The organism is Mesorhizobium sp. WSM3224, from assembly GCF_000427725.1.
Taxonomy (GTDB): Bacteria; Pseudomonadota; Alphaproteobacteria; order Rhizobiales; family Rhizobiaceae; genus Mesorhizobium.
On the sequence record NZ_ATYO01000048.1, the window covers coordinates 1 to 18,554 of the forward strand.

General features: G+C 64.4%; 19 protein-coding genes and 1 pseudogene. 8 read left to right on the forward strand and 12 right to left on the reverse strand.

The genetic code is table 11. The annotated features are described in order from the left end of the window. A pseudogene (locus tag YU3_RS41550) lies at window positions 1–183 on the reverse strand (IS110 family transposase); the annotation flags it as partial. Between the two features lie 345 nt (window positions 184–528). On the opposite strand from YU3_RS41550, the gene YU3_RS0132995 reads away from it, so the two are divergent. Next, a complete protein-coding gene (locus tag YU3_RS0132995; RefSeq protein ID WP_027170173.1) occupies window positions 529–1,161 on the forward strand; it encodes a LysE family translocator in 633 nt (210 codons plus the stop codon). A gap of 24 nt (window positions 1,162–1,185) precedes the next feature. On the opposite strand, the gene YU3_RS0133000 is transcribed toward YU3_RS0132995, so the two are convergent. Further along, window positions 1,186–2,010: a DUF2189 domain-containing protein gene (locus YU3_RS0133000; RefSeq protein ID WP_027170174.1), complete on the reverse strand. Its 825-nt coding sequence runs from the start codon at window positions 2,008–2,010 to the stop codon at window positions 1,186–1,188. 280 nt (window positions 2,011–2,290) lie between these two features. On the opposite strand from YU3_RS0133000, the gene YU3_RS0133005 reads away from it, so the two are divergent. Next, window positions 2,291–2,803, forward strand: coding sequence for a CAP domain-containing protein (locus YU3_RS0133005; protein WP_036260143.1), 513 nt, complete (start codon window positions 2,291–2,293; stop codon window positions 2,801–2,803). A gap of 64 nt (window positions 2,804–2,867) precedes the next feature. On the opposite strand, the gene YU3_RS38100 is transcribed toward YU3_RS0133005, so the two are convergent. The 4 genes from YU3_RS38100 to YU3_RS0133025 form a co-directional block, all read right to left on the reverse strand. Beyond that, window positions 2,868–3,818, reverse strand: coding sequence for a 2OG-Fe(II) oxygenase family protein (locus tag YU3_RS38100; protein WP_245273732.1), 951 nt, complete (start codon window positions 3,816–3,818; stop codon window positions 2,868–2,870). Window positions 3,819–3,887: 69 nt separating this feature from the next. Further along, a complete protein-coding gene (locus YU3_RS0133015) occupies window positions 3,888–5,420 on the reverse strand; it encodes a DHA2 family efflux MFS transporter permease subunit (protein WP_027170176.1) in 1,533 nt (510 codons plus the stop codon). Window positions 5,421–5,831: 411 nt separating this feature from the next. Then, window positions 5,832–7,088 (reverse strand): HlyD family secretion protein, encoded by a 1,257-nt coding sequence (locus tag YU3_RS0133020; RefSeq protein WP_027170177.1) that lies wholly within the window; start codon window positions 7,086–7,088, stop codon window positions 5,832–5,834. Then, the gene (locus YU3_RS0133025) at window positions 7,085–7,564 is read right to left on the reverse strand and encodes a MarR family transcriptional regulator (protein WP_027170178.1); all 480 of its coding nucleotides are present in this window, start codon (window positions 7,562–7,564) and stop codon (window positions 7,085–7,087) included. The genes YU3_RS0133020 and YU3_RS0133025 overlap by 4 nt, the downstream gene beginning before the upstream one ends. A gap of 209 nt (window positions 7,565–7,773) precedes the next feature. On the opposite strand from YU3_RS0133025, the gene YU3_RS0133030 reads away from it, so the two are divergent. Further along, a complete protein-coding gene (locus tag YU3_RS0133030) occupies window positions 7,774–8,607 on the forward strand; it encodes an AraC family transcriptional regulator (RefSeq protein WP_027170179.1) in 834 nt (277 codons plus the stop codon). Window positions 8,608–8,617: 10 nt separating this feature from the next. On the opposite strand, the gene YU3_RS0133035 is transcribed toward YU3_RS0133030, so the two are convergent. The 4 genes from YU3_RS0133035 to YU3_RS0133050 form a co-directional block, all read right to left on the reverse strand. After that, window positions 8,618–9,553, reverse strand: a complete 936-nt coding sequence (locus YU3_RS0133035; protein ID WP_027170180.1) for a bifunctional helix-turn-helix transcriptional regulator/GNAT family N-acetyltransferase — start codon at window positions 9,551–9,553, stop codon at window positions 8,618–8,620. Between the two features lie 307 nt (window positions 9,554–9,860). Beyond that, window positions 9,861–10,997, reverse strand: a complete 1,137-nt coding sequence (locus tag YU3_RS0133040) for an alanine racemase (protein ID WP_027170181.1) — start codon at window positions 10,995–10,997, stop codon at window positions 9,861–9,863. Next, window positions 10,997–12,295 carry a D-arabinono-1,4-lactone oxidase gene (locus tag YU3_RS0133045; protein ID WP_027170182.1) on the reverse strand — a complete coding sequence of 433 codons (1,299 nt, stop codon included), beginning with the start codon at window positions 12,293–12,295 and terminating at the stop codon, window positions 10,997–10,999. The genes YU3_RS0133040 and YU3_RS0133045 overlap by 1 nt, the downstream gene beginning before the upstream one ends. Before the next feature lie 12 nt (window positions 12,296–12,307). After that, window positions 12,308–13,489 (reverse strand): MFS transporter, encoded by a 1,182-nt coding sequence (locus tag YU3_RS0133050; protein WP_027170183.1) that lies wholly within the window; start codon window positions 13,487–13,489, stop codon window positions 12,308–12,310. A gap of 121 nt (window positions 13,490–13,610) precedes the next feature. On the opposite strand from YU3_RS0133050, the gene YU3_RS0133055 reads away from it, so the two are divergent. Further along, window positions 13,611–14,237, forward strand: coding sequence for a TetR/AcrR family transcriptional regulator (locus YU3_RS0133055; RefSeq protein ID WP_027170184.1), 627 nt, complete (start codon window positions 13,611–13,613; stop codon window positions 14,235–14,237). 6 nt (window positions 14,238–14,243) lie between these two features. Here the strand turns inward: YU3_RS0133055 and YU3_RS0133060 are convergent, their stop codons facing one another. Continuing rightward, window positions 14,244–15,140, reverse strand: coding sequence for a LysR family transcriptional regulator (locus YU3_RS0133060; protein ID WP_027170185.1), 897 nt, complete (start codon window positions 15,138–15,140; stop codon window positions 14,244–14,246). A gap of 105 nt (window positions 15,141–15,245) precedes the next feature. On the opposite strand from YU3_RS0133060, the gene YU3_RS0133065 reads away from it, so the two are divergent. Continuing rightward, window positions 15,246–16,007: an SDR family oxidoreductase gene (locus YU3_RS0133065; RefSeq protein WP_027170186.1), complete on the forward strand. Its 762-nt coding sequence runs from the start codon at window positions 15,246–15,248 to the stop codon at window positions 16,005–16,007. Window positions 16,008–16,014: 7 nt separating this feature from the next. Here YU3_RS0133065 and YU3_RS0133070 read toward each other — a convergent pair whose 3' ends face one another. Beyond that, window positions 16,015–16,866 carry a hypothetical protein gene (locus tag YU3_RS0133070; RefSeq protein ID WP_027170187.1) on the reverse strand — a complete coding sequence of 284 codons (852 nt, stop codon included), beginning with the start codon at window positions 16,864–16,866 and terminating at the stop codon, window positions 16,015–16,017. Window positions 16,867–16,939: 73 nt separating this feature from the next. Here YU3_RS0133070 and YU3_RS0133075 point away from each other — a divergent pair, with 73 nt between their 5' ends. The 3 genes from YU3_RS0133075 to YU3_RS38105 all read left to right on the forward strand — a co-directional run. Further along, complete coding sequence (locus tag YU3_RS0133075; protein ID WP_027170188.1) at window positions 16,940–17,734, forward strand: methyltransferase domain-containing protein; 795 nt, start codon at window positions 16,940–16,942, stop codon at window positions 17,732–17,734. Between the two features lie 232 nt (window positions 17,735–17,966). Next, window positions 17,967–18,263, forward strand: coding sequence for a co-chaperone GroES (groES, locus tag YU3_RS0133080; protein WP_006203049.1), 297 nt, complete (start codon window positions 17,967–17,969; stop codon window positions 18,261–18,263). 64 nt (window positions 18,264–18,327) lie between these two features. Then, the coding region (locus tag YU3_RS38105; RefSeq protein ID WP_280798804.1) for a TCP-1/cpn60 chaperonin family protein at window positions 18,328–18,554 on the forward strand (227 nt) is incomplete at its 3' end.

Genomic DNA, 18,554 nt, shown 5'->3' on the forward strand with positions numbered 1-18,554 from the left:
AAACAGCGCCAAAAGCCCGCCCACATCGCCCGCGGCAAGCACGTGCCGCGACAACCGCTCGCTGCCCGGCGATTGCACGCTCACCAGCCACTTCGTTGTGCTCAGTTCCAAAGAGGCTGTGACTGCGCCATGATGGCCACGGGTGGCGGCGCTCGATGCGATACTCGATTGGTCATGCGACATCGGTCTTCTCCCTTGTTGCGTGGGTGGAAAACCAATCTTGGCGAAACATCGCGCCGCCATCCACGCCCTCATAGGATCTTGCGGGGGAGATGTCCGGCAGGACAGAGGTGAAGGAACGCTAACCTCCGTCGCGGCATCCGGCCTCGACTGCGTGTAAGATTGGCTGAGAGGCTGGCGGGACAGCACCCCCCTCTGCCTTGCCAGGCATCTCCCCCGCAAGGGGGGAGATTGGCGGCTTCGCCGCTTTCGCCAATTTTCAAACGCTGGCGCAAAAGCTCGGGCAATCATGCTCTTGCCGTTGGTGAAAGTCCGTGATGAGTGTTTCGTCATCATCCGGAGACCCCGATGCCCGACGCCGCCAACCATCTCACTTTTGCGCTGATCTGCCTCGGCATGGTGCTGACGCCGGGGCCGAACATGATCTACCTGATCTCGCGCTCGCTGTCGCAAGGGCCGAAGGCCGGGCTGATTTCGCTCGGCGGCGTGGCGCTGGGTTTCCTGTTCTATGTGGTGTCGGCAGCTTTCGGCATTACCGCGCTCATCTTCGCCGTGCCTTTTGCCTACGATGCGCTGCGTTTTGCCGGCGCGCTCTATCTGCTGTGGCTGGCATGGCAGGCGCTCAGGCCCGGCGGACGCTCGCCGTTCCAGGTTCGCGAGTTGCCACGGGACAGGCCGCGCAAGCTTTTCGCCATGGGTCTGATGACCAACCTGCTCAATCCGAAGGTGGCGGTGCTCTACCTTTCGCTGCTGCCGCAGTTCATCAATCCGGCTAAGGGCCATGTGCTGTCGCAGCTTCTGGTGCTCGGCGTGACGCAGATTTCGATCAGCCTCACCGTCAACGCGATCATCGCGGTGACCGCCGGATCGATCGCGAATTTCCTCGCCGGACGACCGTTCTGGCTGGTCGTCCAGCGCTGGATGATGGGCACGGTGCTGACGGCGCTGGCGCTGAAGATGGCGACCGAGGCGCAAAGATAGCCGGCAGCTTCGCGCGACTGTTTCCTACATCGGACGGCGTACGGGCCTTATCTGTTCCGGCTCGATCACCTTGCGGTAGAGGTGCCAGGTCGCGTGGCCGAGGATCGGCATGACGACGGCGAGCCCGGCAAACAGCGGGATCGAACCGACCACCAGCAACACGGCGACCGTCAAACCCCAGAGCGCCATCGTCAGCGGGTTGGCCATCACCGCGCGGGCCGAGGTTTCGATCGCCGAGACTGCGCCGACGTCGCGGTCGAGCAGCAGCGGGAAGGCGACGACCGTCGTGGCTAGAACGACAACGGCGAAAACGAAGCCGACAGCGTTGCCGACGAGGATCAGCGTCCAGCCCTTGCCGGTCGTCAGCACGTCGCGCACAAAGGCCCCGACCGAAGCGGGCGCCTCGGCGCCGAACAGGCTGGTGTAGAGCGACTGCGCGGTGAACAGCCAAAGCAGGAACAGCGCGAAGAGCAGGATGCCGATGACCGCGATCGACGGCAGCGCCGGCGAATGGCGGACATCGAGCGCATGGTGCCAGCGGCTGCTCATGCCGAGCTCGCGCCGGCGGCTGATCTCATAGAGGCCGATTGCCGCGAACGGACCGATCAAGGCGAAACCGGACATCAGCGGATAGACGAGCTGGATGGCGTTCGATCCGGAGCTCCACCGCGTCAGGATCAGGCCGACGATCGGATAGATCAGGCACAGGAATACATAATGCGAGGGCTTGGCCCAGAAATCCTCGGCGCCGAGCCTCAGCGCATCCCAAAGATCCGAGGTGGAAATGCGTCGCACCGTGGGCTGCACATGCATCCCATGCGCGTCCGTCATGACATGAAAACCGGCCATAACCGTCCTCCGTTTTTTCGCGCATGACCCCGAAAGCCGCGAACCGGCTTTCGGAAAGGGATCATGCGCCAAACCAAAGTTTTACAGCGTCGTTTGCGTCCAATCGGACGCACGCTGCAATGGGCGGTCACTGCCTGGGTGGCCGCCCATGGCTGCCACTGGTACCTGTGGCAATATAACGCATTTGCCAAGGGTTGTCGCCCTGTCGCCGCATGGATCGCATGGCGTCCCATCATCTCCTTGCCCGGCAAAAGCCATGTTCTGCGGTATCAGAGGCCGCATGACCATCCTGACCGTCGATTCTCCCTTGCCCGATCTCAACCGTCGCACGTTGCTCAAGGCCGCCGGCCTTGCAGCGCTTGCCGGCATCGCCGCCTGCAGCACCGTCACGGTGCCGACGGGCGAAGGCGCGGGCGCCTCTTCGTCCGCTACGGCGACGTTGGCCGGCATACGCACCACGGCGGGGCTGCCGGCACTGGCGCCCGACGCGCAGCTCGAACAGGCAGCGCTGCAGCAGGCCGGCTACATGGCATCGCGCGAGCGCATGAGCCACACCACCGGCTGGGGCAAGGATTTCGCTTCGCGCATGAAGGACAACGGCGTGCGGGGTGCGGCGGCCGAAAACATCGCCGAGGGCCGCTTCGACCTCCAAAAACTGTTCGACATCTGGATGCATTCGGCCGGCCACCGCCGCAACATGCTCGACCCGGACTTCAGCCGCTTCGGGCTGGCCTATGTGCGCGACGGCCGCGACCCCGCCTTGCGCTACTGGTCGCTCGTGCTGGGCAGGTAGGCTGCCGGTCCTCCCGCCCTACCCTTGCCGCCCTACTACTTCGTCGTCGCCTTGAACTTGTCCATCAGGTAAGGGCCGGAGCGCACCGGCTCGTATTTCGGCGCCTCTCCCTCGGCAGAACCGTGATTTCGGCATCCCAGTTCGGCTGGTGGAAAAAGGCCATGGATTGCCGGCGATCCCTGCCGCCCTCTTCCGCCGGCGGGTTGACGACGCGATGCACGGTGGACACCCAACGGTCGTTGGTCCAGCGTGCCATCAGGTCGCCGATGTTGATGACGAAGGCGCCGGGGACCGGCGGCACCTCCGCCCATTCGCCGCTCGGCGTGACGATCTGAAGTCCGCGCGACCCTGACTGCGGCAGCAGGATGGTCAGGCTGCCATAGTCTGTATGGGCGCCGGCGCGAATCTGGCCGGGCTTCGGCGCGACATGCTGCTCGGGATAGTTCAGTGCCCTGAGCGCGCTGATCGGCGCATCGAGGAAAGCGTCGAAATAGGTCTCCGGCAAGCCAAGCGCTGTGGCAAAGACCCGCATGATGCGCAGCGCCAGATCTTCGAGAGCCGCGTAGTAGGCCTTCCAGGCGTCAACGAAGCCCGGGGGCTCGGCCGGCCAGATCGTCTCGGCGTAGCAGAAGGCCAGCGCCTCCGGGTCCTTAATGCCCGGCGGCACGAGGAGAGGTCCGCCATTGAAGCTCTCTTTCAGGTCCGGCGGCGTGTCGATGTTGCGAGATTTTGCCAACGCCTCGAGCTCGGGGCCGAGATATCCATAGGGATAGCCCTTGTAGGGCGCCTTCGAGCGCTGCTTTTCCTCGGGCGACAGGTCGAAGAAGGCCTTCGCCTTCGACCAGGCGGCATCGATCACAGCCTGCGAAACGCCGTGGTTCTTGACCGCCAGGAAGCCGGTGCCGCGACAGATGTGGTCGACCTCGCGGCCAAGCTCCTTCTTCCGCGCGGCGCTCGCGGCCTCGAATTGTCCGAGATCGAATACGGGAAATGACGGGTTCTGCATCGCGTTCATCCAACCGCTCAATGCTGGGACGATGCAGTCTGTCTCGATTGTGATCTAGGACCAACCGGCATGGCGGTCCTAGTCCATATGGGCAGCGGGCGCCCCAGCCGCCGGCGCGGCCTTGGGCTTGCGCAGCAGGATCACGAACGGGATCGCGACCAGCGTCATCACCATCAGGATTTTGAAGTCGTTGATGTAGGAGATCATCATCGCCTGGGCATTCACCGCACGGTCGACCTGCGAAAGTGCCGCGGGATCGCCGCCGGCGGCCGCCGGAGACGCGGCCCACAGGTTGGGATTGTATGGGTTGATGAAGGCCGAAAGCTCGGTGTGGTTGATCTGCGTGTTGCGAACCATCAACGCCGCAACCACCGACACGCCGATCGACGAGCCCAGATTTCGCACCAGGCTGAACAGCGAGGTAGCGTCGGTGCGGTAGCGCGCATCGAGCGTGGCGAAGGCGACCGTCGACAGCGGCACGAACACCATGCCCATGCCGAGGCCCTGGATGACGCCCGAGGAGATGATCAGCCAGTTATCCATCTGCGGCGTGAAGCTTGCCATGGTGTAGAGCGACTGCGCGGTAAGCAGGAAGCCGAAGGCGACGAGGATCCTGGCATCGATCCTGTGCATGATGCGGCCGACGACCAGCATCGAGATCATCGTGCCGACGCCGCGCGGGCCCAGCACGACGCCGATGGTGACGGTCGGATAGCCGAAGATGTTGGCCAGCATCGGCGGCAACAGCGACATCGAGGCCAGGATCAACACGCCCATGACGAAGATGAAGCCCAGCCCGGTCACGAAATTGCGGTCGAGGAAGATCTTTGGATCGATGAAGGGATGCTCGGCCGTCACCGTGTGGATGATGAACACCCAGAAGCCGGTGAGCGACAGAGCGAGCTCGATCCAGATCTCGACTGAGTTGAACCAGTCGACCTCGCCGCCGCGATCGAGCAGAAGCTGCAGCGCGCCGACGCCGAGCGAGAGCATGGCGAAGCCGAAGAAGTCGAAGCTGCGCACCCGCTTGGCGATGACCGGCAGATAGGCGGCCATGCCAAGGAAGGCTAGGATGCCGACCGGCAGGTTGATGAAGAACACCCAGCGCCAGTTGAAGTTCTCGGTCAGCCAGCCGCCCAGCGTCGGCCCCAGGATCGGCCCAAGCATGATACCGGCGCCCCAGATCGCCATCGCCTGGCCATGGCGCTCCTTCGGATTGATGTCGAGCAGGAAGGTCTGCGACAACGGCACGATGGCAGCGCCGAAGACGCCCTGCAGCAGGCGGAAGAGCACGATCGTCTCGAGGCTCCAGGCGAGGCCGCAGAGCATGGAGAAAATGGTGAAACCGACGACGGATGCGAGAAAGAGCTCCTTGCGGCCAAGCCGGTCGGCGAGCCAGCCGGTGACCGGCGTCATGATCGCCGCCGCCACGATATAGGAGGTCAGCACCCAGTTGATGTTATCGGGCGAGGCGCCAAGGTCGCCGGTCATGGTCGGCAGCGCGACATTGGCGATGGTGGTATCGAGCGCCTGCATGATCGTAGCCAGCATCAGCGCGACCGTGATCAGCCCGCGATGCGGCACTTCCTTGAAAGGTTCGGGCGTGCTCATGATGCTGAACTTCCAGCGGATAGCAAAAAAGTGTACGCTAGCGTACAATGTCGAAAAGTGTGAAGCAGTCTTCGGACGACATCATGCTCTGTCTCTTTGATTTAGAGACGGATTCAGATTTCAGGTCGGACCGACCTGAAATCATCCGGCTCAAGGCTTCCGGGCGGCAAACCTTCCGTTGAGAGACCCTCATCGCGGTGGGACGCGACTATCGATGTGGGGGTTACATCGATCGAAAGTCTCTGTTGGAGCGGATACCTGCCGCCCGGAAACCTGAGGACCGAAGGGGCTGTGCAGGGGCCTCAACTTTCGAGCAGGCCGCCATGCGGCTTGCCTTGTTGATCCTTGCCCCTCGTCCCATCGGACCAATCCCTTGCTTTGCCCGACCGATCCCGGCGGGCTTGGCTGTCGTTACTGCGCCTGCTCCCCTGCCGTGGCGTGGCCAAAGATCGACGGCAGGCCGCGCGCCACGCCGGTGTCGACGGTGACGGTGGCGCTCATGCCGGTGCGCAGCGCCATCTTGGCGTCGGGATCGGTCAGCTCCAGGCGCACCGGAATGCGCTGCGTGACCTTGACCCAGTTGCCGGTGGCGTTCTGCGCCGGAAGCAGCGAAAACTCAGCCCCGGTGCCGGCGCCGATCGCCCTGACGGTCGCCTCGAAGGTGCGGCCCGGATAGGTGTCGACGACGATCTCGGCCTTCTGGCCCGGCTTCATGTTGGTGAGCTGGGTCTCCTTGAAATTGGCGTCGATCCAGGTGTCCCCGGTCTCGACCAGCGCGAACAGCGGCGTGCCGACGGCGACATACTGGCCGAGCTTGAAGGAAGCGGCCTGGTAGACGATGCCGTCGGCCGGCGCCTTCACAGTGGTCTGCGCCAGATCGTAGGCGGCCTTGTCGCGCGCGGCTAAAGCCGCCATCACGGTCGGATGCTTGTCGGTCTCGATGTCCGGATTGCCGCCGAGCGCTGCCTTGGCGCTGACGATGCCCTGCTGAGCGACCGCGAGCTGCTGCTTGGCCTTGTCGAGGTCGTTGCGGGCCTCATCGAGGGACGACTTGGCGTTGATGCCTTTCTGCGCGAGGTCGGCGGCGCGGCCATATTGCGACTGCGCATAGTCGACCTCGCTGGCGGCCGACTTTTCCTGTGCCATCGCCTGGCTGTAGGCGGCGCGCAGTTGCTCGACATTGAGGCGCGCGCCGGCGACCGCCGCATCGGCCTGGGCGAGCGCGATCCTGTAAGGCTCGGGATCGATGACGAAGAGAAGGTCGCCCTGCTTGACCAGCTGGTTGTCGGCGATGCCGACCTGGACGATGCGGCCGGCCGTGTCGGAAGCGACCGAAATCCTTGCCTGCTGCAGGTTGGCGTTCTCGGTTTCCTGGTAGCGGCCGCCCGTGACCCAGACATACGAGCCGCCGGCAAGCAGAGCCAGTGGCAGGGCGACCATCAACAGGAAACGGCCGAGGCGGCGCTTCTTCTTCGGCGCTGCCGGAGCCGGCTGCGGCTCGGGAGCAACCGCGACCGGAGCAGCCGCGGGCTTTACCGGGGCTTCGGCGATCGGCTCCGCTGACGCCTTGGCGATCGGCTCCGCCGACGCCTTGGCGGCTGGCTGCGCCGGCGCTTCGATCTCCAGTTTGGTGACGTTGTCGTCTTCTATCTTGGCTGCCGCGTTCATGCTGCTGCGCCTTCCGTACTCTTCATCTTTTCCAGGGACGATGTCTCGGCGTCCGTCAGATTCCGCACGATGGTGTCCAGCACGCGGATCAGGACGCGGCGCTCTTCCGCAGACACGCCGGCCAGCGATTCCTCATAGACCTCGCCGGCCAGGCTTTTGACGTCGGCATAGGCCGCGTTTGCCTTCTCGGTCGGGAAGATCATGCGCACGCGCCGGTCGGTCGCGTCCTGGCGGCGCTCGATCCAGCCGCCCTCCTCCATGCGGTCGACCAGGCGCGAAACGCTGATCGGCTCGATTTCGAGGAGCTCGGCAAGCCGCGCCTGCGCGACGCCGGCTTCCTTGGCGACGCGGACGAGCAGCCGCCATTGCGCCGAGGAAAGACCTAATCCGCTGGCGCGCGCCTCGAAGCGCTTGCGCATCAGGCGCTGCACGTCATGGATCAAAAATCCAAATCTGTCGATGCCATCTGAAACCATGAGCGATACATATAATAAGCGTGCTTACTATTCAAGTGGATGTTTGCGCCAGAAGCCGGCCAAATCGACATGGCAGGCATGCGATGCGTTCATGGTTAGCGGCCCGTGAAGATGCAGCCGTGTCGAACGAGATTTGTACCCGGCGAGCAATTTCGATCAAACTGGCTATCGGCGCGGGGGCTAGTGTCGCCCGCCAAATGCGAGGAACCATGAACCCGACCGAAAAAGCGCTGTGGTTTGTCGAAAGCCACCTGCCGGACGACATCAGCCTCGACGATGTCGCGGCAAGCAGCGGCGTATCGCGTTTCCATGTGACACGCGCCTTCGGCGCGGCCACGGGGCGGTCGGTGATGGGCTATATGCGGGCGCGCCGCTTGAGCGAAGCGGCGCGCAAGCTGGCGGGCGGCGCGCGCGACATCCTCTCGGTCGCGCTCGATGCCGGCTATGGCTCGCATGAGGCGTTCACGCGGGCTTTTCGCGATGCGTTCGGCACCACGCCGGAGCTGGTGCGCGCGCAAGGCTCGACCCAGACCCTCGACCTCGTGGAGCCGATCCTGATGGACAGTTCACTTCTCACCACGCTCGAGCCGCCGCGCTTCGAGACCAGCCGACCCCTCCTCATCGCCGGGCTTGGCGAGCGCTACAGCTGCGAAACCAGCGCCGGCATCCCGATGCAGTGGCAGCGCTTCGCCCCCTATATCGGCAACATTCCCGGCGAGGTGCCGAGCGTCTTCTACGGCGCCTGCCTCAACGGCGACGACGCCGGCAATTTCGACTATGTCGTCGGCGTCGAGGTGACGGATTTCTCCGACCTGCCCAGGGACTTTTGCCGCGTGCGGGTGCCGGCGCAGAAATATGCGGTGTTCGCGCACCGCGAGCATATCTCGACCATTCGCCGCACCATCAACACGATCTGGAACAGATGGCTGCCGGCCTCCGGCCACGAGATCGCCGACGCGCCGGAATTCGAGCGCTATGGGCCAGAATTCGACGCGCACACCGGCAATGGCGGGCTGGAGATCTGGCTGCCGATCAGGGGATGAAACGTGCGCGCTACAGTTCCAAATTCCACGTCTGACCAACCAGATCCTTGCCGAAGGAATGATGGCGTTCCTCATCGACCAGCTTGAAGCCCGCGGACTGGTAGATGCGGCGGGCCGAGCCCAGTATGTCGTTGGTCCACAGCGTCAGTGTCCTGTAGCCCTTGGCACGCGCGAAGGCGATGCACTCGTCGACCAGCCGCCGGCCGATACCGAGGCCGCGCGCCGACGGCTCGACATAGAGCAGCCTGAGCTTCGCCACCCTGGGCGACTTGCGCATGACGAAGACCGAGCCGACCACCTCGCCCTCGCGTTCGGCGATCCAGCTGCGCTCCCATTGCGGGACGAAATTCTTGACGAACTCGCCGAGGATTTCGGCAACCAGCGCCTCGTAAGTCTCGTCCCAACCATATTCCTGGGCGTAGAGCATGCCCTGGCGACGCGTGACCCAGCCGATGTCGCCGACCTGCAACGGCCGCAGGATGTAGGGCACCTTGGGTTTGGATCTGTCGCCGAGCAGGTCCTGCACGGTGCGCATCGCCTTGACCAGCCGCTCCTGGTCGACGGGCGTCAGACGATCGAGCAGCGCGCGCACCTGATCGTGCGAATCCTGGTTGAGCGGCGCGAAGGCTTCCCTGCCCGCCGGCGTCAGCGCGATCGAGGCGCGGCGCGCGTCCGCCTCGGTGGCTTCGCGCTCGACCAGGCCGCGCTCCTCGAATTTCTTCAAAAGTCGGCTGACATAACCTGGATCGAGGCCGAGGTCGCGCACCAGGTCGCTGGCGGCGATCCCGTCGCGATGGGCAAGCTCATAAAGCACCCGCGCCTCGGTCAGCGAGAACGGGCTTTTCAGGAGCCCCTCGTCGAGCAGGCCGATCTGGCGGGTGTAGAAGCGATTGAAGGCACGCACCGCCTCGATGCGTTCCTTGCCGGGGTGGTCGTGGATGGTCATGGGAATTCCTCCTGTCTGGAGCAGGATGAATCAATTAGTTGACTGAGTCAATAATAGCAAAGACGGGTGTTACGCGTCAGTGCACATCGCCAACCGGTTATGTCGTGATCCTTCCCACCCCCCTCTGTCCTGCCGGACATCTCCCCCGCAAGGGGGGAGATTGGCAGCTTTGCCGCCGTAGCTCCCCATGCAACGCCGATAATTGACGAAAGCGGCGCGACATCTGATCTCCCCCCTTGCGGGGGAGATGGCCGGCAGGCCAGAGGGGGGTGCTGTCCCGCCAACGTCTCAGCTCTTCACGTGCCGCTCACCCTATCGGCAGCACCGGCCAGTACTCCACGATCCGTCCACCGGCAAACACCGCGATCGAGCCGAAATGCTGCAGCACAGCCTCGCTCTGCGTCGGCCGCAGGAAGGCGTAGTCGCCAGGCTTCACGGCCGCATCGACGGGCAACCCCATGAACTGCTGGTTGGAGGAGAGGCCGATCAATCCATTCGGCTTCATACCTTCCGGGAAAACCGGCTCGGCCATCCACTTGCCGCCGTAGAGATAGCAGCCCTTGCGCGGGAAGAGGCCGATCGCCCGCAGAGCCTTCGATAGCCCAGCCGGACCCGGCAGCACCGGATCGACCGTCTTGAGGATCGGCGTCGCGATGAGGGCCGCCGCCTGGAAACCGTCGAGGCCGGGCGTATCGAAGTCGCTGGGCAGCACGAAGGCCGAGCCGATCGACACTTCGTTGGCTGCCCCGCTGCTATGCAGCAGCGCCGTCTTCGAGCCGCCGATGTTGAGGATGCGGCGTTGGCCCGGGTCGAGGACGGCGACGAACTCGGCGGCTTTGGCGGAGGCCTGCTTCAGTGCCTTGGCCGCGCCGCCGAACAAGCCCGGTATCTCCGGCGCATGCGCCTCATAGGCCATGATGCCTTGGCAATGCAGGCGCTTGGGTATCGTCAGCGCCTTGATCTCGGCGGGATCACGAAAGCCGCCGCGATGCAGGCCGACATCGACCTCGAAGGCAAAGCGCAACTCGGTGCCGAGCGCGGCAGCGAGCGCGCCATATTCGGCCAGCCGCTCCGGCGTGTCGATCAACCAGCAGACGCGCGACCACCAGCTGGCGCCGCCCCTGGTCAGCGCAGCCTTGGCGGCACCGGCCGGCATCGGCTTGCCGTAGAGAAGATCACCCTCGGGGAAGGCGTCGAGCACGGCTTGCGTCACCGGCGGGTGGAAGGTCATGAAGCGGTCGGTGCCAAGCGCTCTGGCAATGTGCGAAAGCAGCGGCACGCAAGGCAGCGACTTATCGACCAGCCGCACGGCAAGGCCTGGCGCCAGCCTGTCCTTGACCAGCGCGATGTTGCCATCCAGCCGGTCGCGGTCGAGCACAAGGCAGGGCCGGAAGACGTCGGCGGCCCTCAGCGCGTCGGACAGAGTGGCGAAATAGGCGCTCATTATTGGATACCAGAGGGACTGGGCTCGATGCCGAACAGGCCGGCCATGTATGGCGACACGAAACGGCTTTCGGGATCGATGTCGCGGCGCACCGCCATGGCCTCATCCCAGCGCGGATAGAGCTTTTTGAAGTCCGCCGCCTTCAGGCTGTGCATCTTGCCCCAATGCGGCCTGCCGCCGTACTTGCGCAAGATCGGCTCTGCGGCGCGCATGAAAGGCAGCGGATCATTCGCCGCATCGTGGTGGATGGCGATCGAGCAGGTCAGCCTTTTGTGGAAGGGCGAAAGCCAGAATTCATCGGGCGCCACCGAACGCACCTCCATCGGGAAATAGACTTCCGGAAAGTGCTTTTCCGTCAGCGTTATGATCTCGGCCAGCGCCTTCGGACCTTCCTCGTAAGGCAGGTGGTACTCCATCTCGTTGAATTTGGTGCGACGATCGCTGGCGTAGACGTTGAGCCAGTCCTGCACATAGTCCTCGGACGGCACCTTCTTCACCGCACCCCGGATCAGTGCACGGCGCAGCGACGGCAGCCGGCGGAGAACGGTGCGCAACTTGCGCAGTGTCGCCAGTCCTTCCTCGTCGTCCTCGGTCGGCCGCGGCGTGGGTGCCACATGGCTGAGGTCGCTGGCGATGAACTGGGCGTAGCCGGAAAACGGGATGTAGTAGAACTCGGCCGAGCGATGCGCAGCCATCATCGTCTCGAAATCGCGCAGCATGTCGGCGATCGGCAGCACCCATTTGCGGCGCCGCAGCCGATAGGTGGGGATGTTGTTCATCGTCACTTCGGTCAGCACGCCGAAGGCGCCGAGCGCGACTCCGGTGGCATGGATCATGTCCAGGCTGTTCGCCCGGCTGAACTCGCGCAGTTTTCCTTTCCCATCGACGATCTGCAGCGCTTCGATCTGCGTGTGATAGGCGCCGAGCGTCGGGCCGGAGCCGTGCGTTGCCGTGCCCAGCGCGCCGCCGATCGCCTGGCGGTCGATGTCGCCCATGTTCGGCAGGCCTTGGCCGATGTCCTGCAGGATATGCATCAGGGCGCCCAGCCGCGTGCCTGCCCTCACCCGCGCCCGGCTGTTCGCGGCATCGTGCGAGACCAGCCCCTCGATCTTTTCCAGCGAGACGATGGTGCCGTCGGACTGCACCAGCGGCGTGAAGGAATGGCCGGCGCCGGCGACCCGCAGCGGACCGGGCGCCGAGCGCACCAGTTCGGCCAGTTCGCTGGCGTCGGCCGGTGTCGCGATCATTTTCGGGGAAGCCGTGACGAGGCCCGACCAGTTGCTCCAGGCGTTTGCCATCTTGACCCCCGCTCAGGCCCGGCCACGCCGCCGCGCGACTTGCACGAAGACGCCGAGCAGCGCCACGCTCGCCAAGGCGGTCGCGGCGGCGAATTCCGGCACCGGGCGGAAATTCGCGCCGTCGATCAGCAGCGAAGCGGCGATCGGACCGATGGCGAGGCCAAAAAGCTGGGCCGCCGGCACCAGCAACACAGCGTTGCGCGTCTCGTCCGCGGTGATCGCCAGCCGGATCTGGTAAGGCACGATGAAGAGCAGGATGAAGCCCATCACCAGCGCCACCGCCCAGAACACCGAAAGGCCGGGGCCGGATGCGAGCAGCATCGAGCTGATCGCCGCGACGATCCCGATGACGGTGATGGCAAAACGATAGTCGATGCGCGCTTCGAACACCGTCGCGGTCATGGCGCCGATCACTTGCGCGGCAAGGCTTGCCGAAACCATCAGCCCGACGGTGCGGCCGTCGATGCCGAACTGCGCGCCAATGGGTTCGAGAAAAGCCCAGACGGCGCCGAAGAACATGAAATAGCAGAAGATCGACAGCAGCGCGGTAATCGCAGGCACGGTCGCCACATTGGCGAACTGCTCTTCCTTGGGCAGGTCGGCATAGTCGTCCGGCACGGTCCAGGCGACGACCAGCGAAAGCAGGCAGACGATGCCGAGCGCGACGAAGCCACCGGCCGAGCCGGCGGCAGGCACGGCATAGAGCGCCAGTATCAGCGCCAGCGCGCATTGCGCCAAAGTCTGCAGCGTGACGAAATAGCCGCCGATGCGCTCGGCCCGGCGCGAGCGGGCGATCAATTCGGTGGCGACGGCGACAAGCCCGCCCTCCGCAAGGCCGGCCAGCGTGCGCGCGCCGGTCAGCGCATTGGGGGTACCGGCATAAGCGGTCCAAAAATTGGCGAGCGCGAGCACGACGAGCAGCGCCGCGCTCTTCCAACGCATGTTCCTGGCAGGCAGCAGCATCGCCACGATCGCCGAGCCAATGGCGATCGCGATCATCTCGGCGGTGGCGACCAAAGCGAGCTCGTCGCCGGTGACATGGCCCTCCGTATAGAGCGCACCGAGCAGCACCGGCTGCAATCCGAGGATGAGCAGGCCGACCGAGCCTATCCACAGCGCCGAGGCCAGCTGCAGGCCGGTCGGGTTGCCGACAAGCCAGTCGCCATTTTCCACTTGCGCGGCGTCGGTGACCATCACGAGGCGCTCTCCCTTGCAGCTCGATTGAAAAACTGACAAGTTGTCAGTATTTCACGAAACTGATACTTGATCATGTTTCTTGTCAACCGCGAATTCGTACGCTCACAGGATTTGGCGCATGACGCAGATAAAGCGAACGGCGACGGAACCGCGGCGCAGGCCAAAGCAGGAGCGCAGCCGCGAGCGCATCGACGCGATCCTCGCCACGACCATGCGGCTGATCGGCGAAAAGGGCATCGACGCGGTGACGATGAAGGAAGTCGGTGCGCTGGCCGGCGGACCGATCGCCACCGTCTATCACTACTTCCCCAGCAAGTCGGCGATCCTGGCGATGCTCTACGAGCGGTTTTCCGAGGAAAGCCAGGCGCGCTTCGGCGCGATCATCGCCCAAATACGCGGACTGGACGACGTGACCGCGGCGGCCGACCGGCTGCTCGACGACTACTATGCCCGCGTCGCAGCGGATCCGGCCATCCAGGACCTGCAGAACGCCATCCAGGCCGACAAGGCGCTGCAGCATCTCGACATCGCCGAGACGAGGCAGCAGGCCAAAATGTTCTGCGACCAGGTCGCGCCGATGCTTCAGGCGGAGCAGCGCGAGGCGTTCGGGCGCGTGGTGTTCCTGATCTTCCAGCTTGCCGGCGGCGTCGTGCGGCTCGCGCTGACACAGGACAGGCAAGAAGGACGGCGAACGATCGAGGACTATCGGTCGATCATCCACACGCAGTTGAGGTTGTTTCTCTGATCACGATCAGGGATCGAGCTTCGGCCCCAGAATCTCCACCAGCCAATCCACGAACACCCTCACCCGTGGCGACAGTTGTCGGCTGGGTGGATAGAGCACCGAGATCGGCGTCGGCGTCGGCGGATTGCCGGGCAACACTTCGACCAGCCGGCCCGCTTCAATGTCGGCGGCGAAGCGGCGTCGCGGCGCCTGGTAGAGGCCGAAGCCTTGACGCACCAGCGTGGCGGCGGTGTCGGAATTGGAAACCGTGACCCTCGACGGCAGGACGATTTCGCGGATCTTGCCGTCGATGGTGAACTCCAGCGGCATCACCTGTCCGGTGCGAGACGAGACGAAGCCGATCATCATGTGCCCGGCAAGCTCGTCCAGCGAGCCCGGCCGGCCATGGCGCTCAACATAGGCGGCGCTGGCGAGCGTCGCCTCGCGCGCCATGCCGATGCGGCGCGCGATCATATCGCTGTCGGGCAGCGTGCCGGCGCGGACCACGCAGTCGACGCCCTCGCGTACCAGGTCGACCAAGCGGTCTCCCTCGCCGATATGCACGCTGAGGCCGGGATAGCGCTCAAGCAAAGCCGGCAGTTCCGGGATCACCAAGGTGCGGGCCAAATGGCCGTTGATGTCGATGCTGAGCCGGCCGTGCACTTCATGCGCGCCAAAGGTGCCCTCGGCCTCCTCGATGTCGGCGAGAATACCGATGCAGCGCTGGTAATAGGCTTCGCCGTCGAGCGTCGTCGTGACGTGCCTTGTGGTGCGGCGCAGCAGTTGCACGCCAAGCCGCTCTTCAAGCTGTTTGATCGCGGCGGTGGCGCTGGAGCGCGGCAGGCCGAGATCGGCTGCAGCCGCGGTGAAGCTGCGCCGTTCCACGACGCGGGTGAAGAGCCGCATGCTGTCAAACCGGTCCATGCCGATTGTTCGCACATACTGAATAGTGTTGGCAATCCGTGCCCGATTATATCAGCCGATCAGTCGAGTATATGCATCTCCATCCAAACAGAAGGAGATTTCGCCATGACCACCCGCCCCATCGCCCTCATCACCGGCGGAAGCCGCGGCCTCGGCCGCAACACCGCGCTCCACCTCGCCCGCAAGGGCGCCAACGTCATCGTCACCTATCGCTCGCGCGCCGACGAGGCGAAGACGGCGATTGCCGAGATCGAGGCCGCCGGCGGCCGCGCCGCCGCGCTCGAGCTCGATACCGGCGCCATCGCGACCTTCCCCGCCTTCGTTGCGGCGTTGAAGAACACGCTACAGGAAACCTGGAAGCGCGACCGCTTCGACTATCTGGTCAACAATGCCGGCACCGGCCTGCGCAAGATGATCGGAGAGACGACGGAAGAGGAATTCGACACGCTGATGAACACCCACCTCAAGGGCGTGTTCTTCCTCACCCAGGCGCTGCTGCCGCTGATCAACGATGGCGGCCGCATCATCAACATCTCAAGCGGGCTCGCCCGTTTCGCCGCGCCCGGATCGTCGGCCTATGCGATGATGAAGGGCGGCATCGAAGTGTTCACGCGTTACCTCGCCAAAGAGCTCGGCGCGCGCGGCATCACCGCCAACACCGTGGCGCCCGGCGCCATCGCGACCGACTTCAACGGCGGCCATGTGCGCGACGATGCCGAGATCAACCGCATGGTGGCCGGCGTCACCGCGCTCGGCCGCGCCGGCGTGGCCGACGATATCGGCCCGATGATCGCCTCGCTGCTGTCGGACGACAATCGCTGGGTCAACGCGCAGCGCATCGAGGTCTCGGGCGGGATGAATATCTGAGCGCCGATCAGGTAACCTGACGGATCAGTCCTTCGAAGCCGTCGGCAAGATTGGCATTGCCGGCGGTGATGAAGCTCGAAAGGTTCCTGGCCCTTCCAGGGGTCTTGTTGGCGTCGAGCAACACCGCCCTGCCCTCATGCACCACAAAATCGAACTTGCCGTATTCGAAGCCGAGCTTGCGCCTCAGCGCGCGAAGCTCGTCCGGTACCGGAACGGCCTCGCGGCGGATCGTGTCGTCGCCCTTGACGAGGCTCTGCGGCGAGACATGGCGGGTGCAGCGCTCGCGCGCGCCGCAGAACAGCCAGAAGCGGGCACCGAAGCCGTCTGGTTCCGGCTCGGGAATGAATTTCTCGACGACCAGATCCTGTCGCTCGAAGACCTCGACCGGAACGTCGGCGAGCGAGGCATGGATTTCATATTTGTCGAAAGGTTCGACACCTGGAAACGGCTCCGGCTTGCCGGCGCGGCGCGCGCGCTGGTTCAGTTGCTGTTCCGGCGTTCCCCAGTGGTTGAGGCTGCTCTTAACGATGACTTGCCCCTGCCATTCATCGCCCCGGCCAATTGCGGCGCCGCTGATGCGGCGTTTCGAAATGTCGGCGGCGCCGAGGTTAAGGCAAAACGGAAAGCGGCGCGCATAGTCGACATAGTCGGGCGGTGTCACAGTCGCGTCGAGATGCAGCACGGCGATATCGGCGGCGGGCTTCGCTGAAGTGCCGCGCAGGATCCGGACCGAATGGCCGCGGCGCTTCAGCTCTTCCAGCAGGTCGAAGAGCATATACGGGCTATCACGGCGCAGCAGCAGCCCGCGCCGGCTCTGGAAGCGGTCATGTTCATGCGTGATGACGGCGATGCGTGCCATGCGCCCCACTTGGCTTGTTAAGCGTGCTCGACTATTCGATCGAATACAACGCGCTAACAGGCCCAGGTTTTGAATGACAGAGCACTGGAATGCAATTCGCAAACACTGGCAGTTGCTCGGCTCGCCGCTGCGGCCGCCGGCGGAGGTGGTCGAGACCTATGAACGTGAGCTCGAGCTTTCGCAATCGCATGTCGTTCTGCTCGGCGTGACGCCGGAGCTCGCCGGACTTGGCGCCACTATGACGGCGGTCGATGAGTCCCCCGACATGATTGCCGGCATCTGGCCGGGCGACACCGATACGCGCAAGGCGGTTATTGGCGACTGGTTCAATCTGCCGTTTCCCGGCGCGAGCGTCGATGCGCTGATCGGCGACGGATGCCTCTCGGTCATCGGCGGCGCCGATGCAAGACGAGCGCTTTTTTCGACGATCGCGCGCGTGCTCAGTGCCGACGGCCGCGCCGGCATCAGGCTTTACGCCTCGCCCGAAACACCGGACGACCCGCAGGATGTCCGCGCCCTGGCATTGAGCGGCGGCGTCTCGACCTTCCACGAGCTCAAATGGCGCGTGGCCATGACCGCAGCCGGCGGCGCGCCGGACTACATCATTCCGGTGACGGGAATCCTCGAACAATTCGAAGCGCTGTTCCCAGACCGCACTGAGCTTTCCGAGCGCACCGGCTGGGAGCTGCCGGTCATCGGCACCATCGATGTCTACCGGAATTCGCCGGCCATCTACAGCTTCGCGCCGGCGGCTTCTATTGTCGAAGAGGCCGAAGCGCATTTCGGCGATGTCGGCATTGCCTCGACCGGCGCCTACGGGCTCGCCGAACGCTGTCCGCTGCTGGTGCTGCGATCACCGAGGCGCTGAGGGTAGTGGGCGAGATTGCTCGTTGACGCCTAGCGGGAGCCCGCGCATTTCTCTCCGGGGTTCAGCACAAGAAAAATTTCGCGCCGCTTGGCCCTTGCACGCGCCTTGACTCTAGCAAGCCGCCAGCCTATTTCAGCGCCACGTTAGCACTCGCCTTTGGTGAGTGCTAACTCGTATCCGGCATCGCCGGATGGAGGAACAGTTCTCACCGTTCTCATTCGAGGAAGAAAACATGGCAAAGTCCAAGTTCCGCCCGCTTCATGACCGTGTGGTCGTTCGCCGGGTCGAATCCGAATCCAAGACAGCCGGCGGGATCATCATCCCGGATACGGCGAAGGAAAAGCCACAGGAAGGCGAGATCATCGCCGTCGGCTCCGGCGCCCGCGATGAAGCCGGCAAGCTCGTGCCGCTGGACGTCAAGGCCGGCGACCGCATCCTGTTCGGCAAATGGTCGGGCACCGAAGTCAAGCTCAATGGGGAAGACCTTCTGATCATGAAGGAATCCGACATCATGGGCATCATCGGCTGATCATCGGCCTTACCGTCAATCTTGAATCTTCGGGCTCGTTCCGAGCCCCTGCCAGGAGCTAAACATGGCTGCCAAAGACGTAAAGTTTTCCCGCGACGCCCGTGAGCGCATGCTGCGCGGCGTCAACATCCTCGCCGACGCGGTGAAGGTGACGCTCGGCCCCAAGGGCCGCAACGTCGTCATCGACAAGTCGTTCGGCGCCCCGCGCATCACCAAGGACGGCGTCACCGTCGCCAAGGAAATCGAGCTTGAGGACAAGTTCGAGAACATGGGCGCGCAGATGGTCCGCGA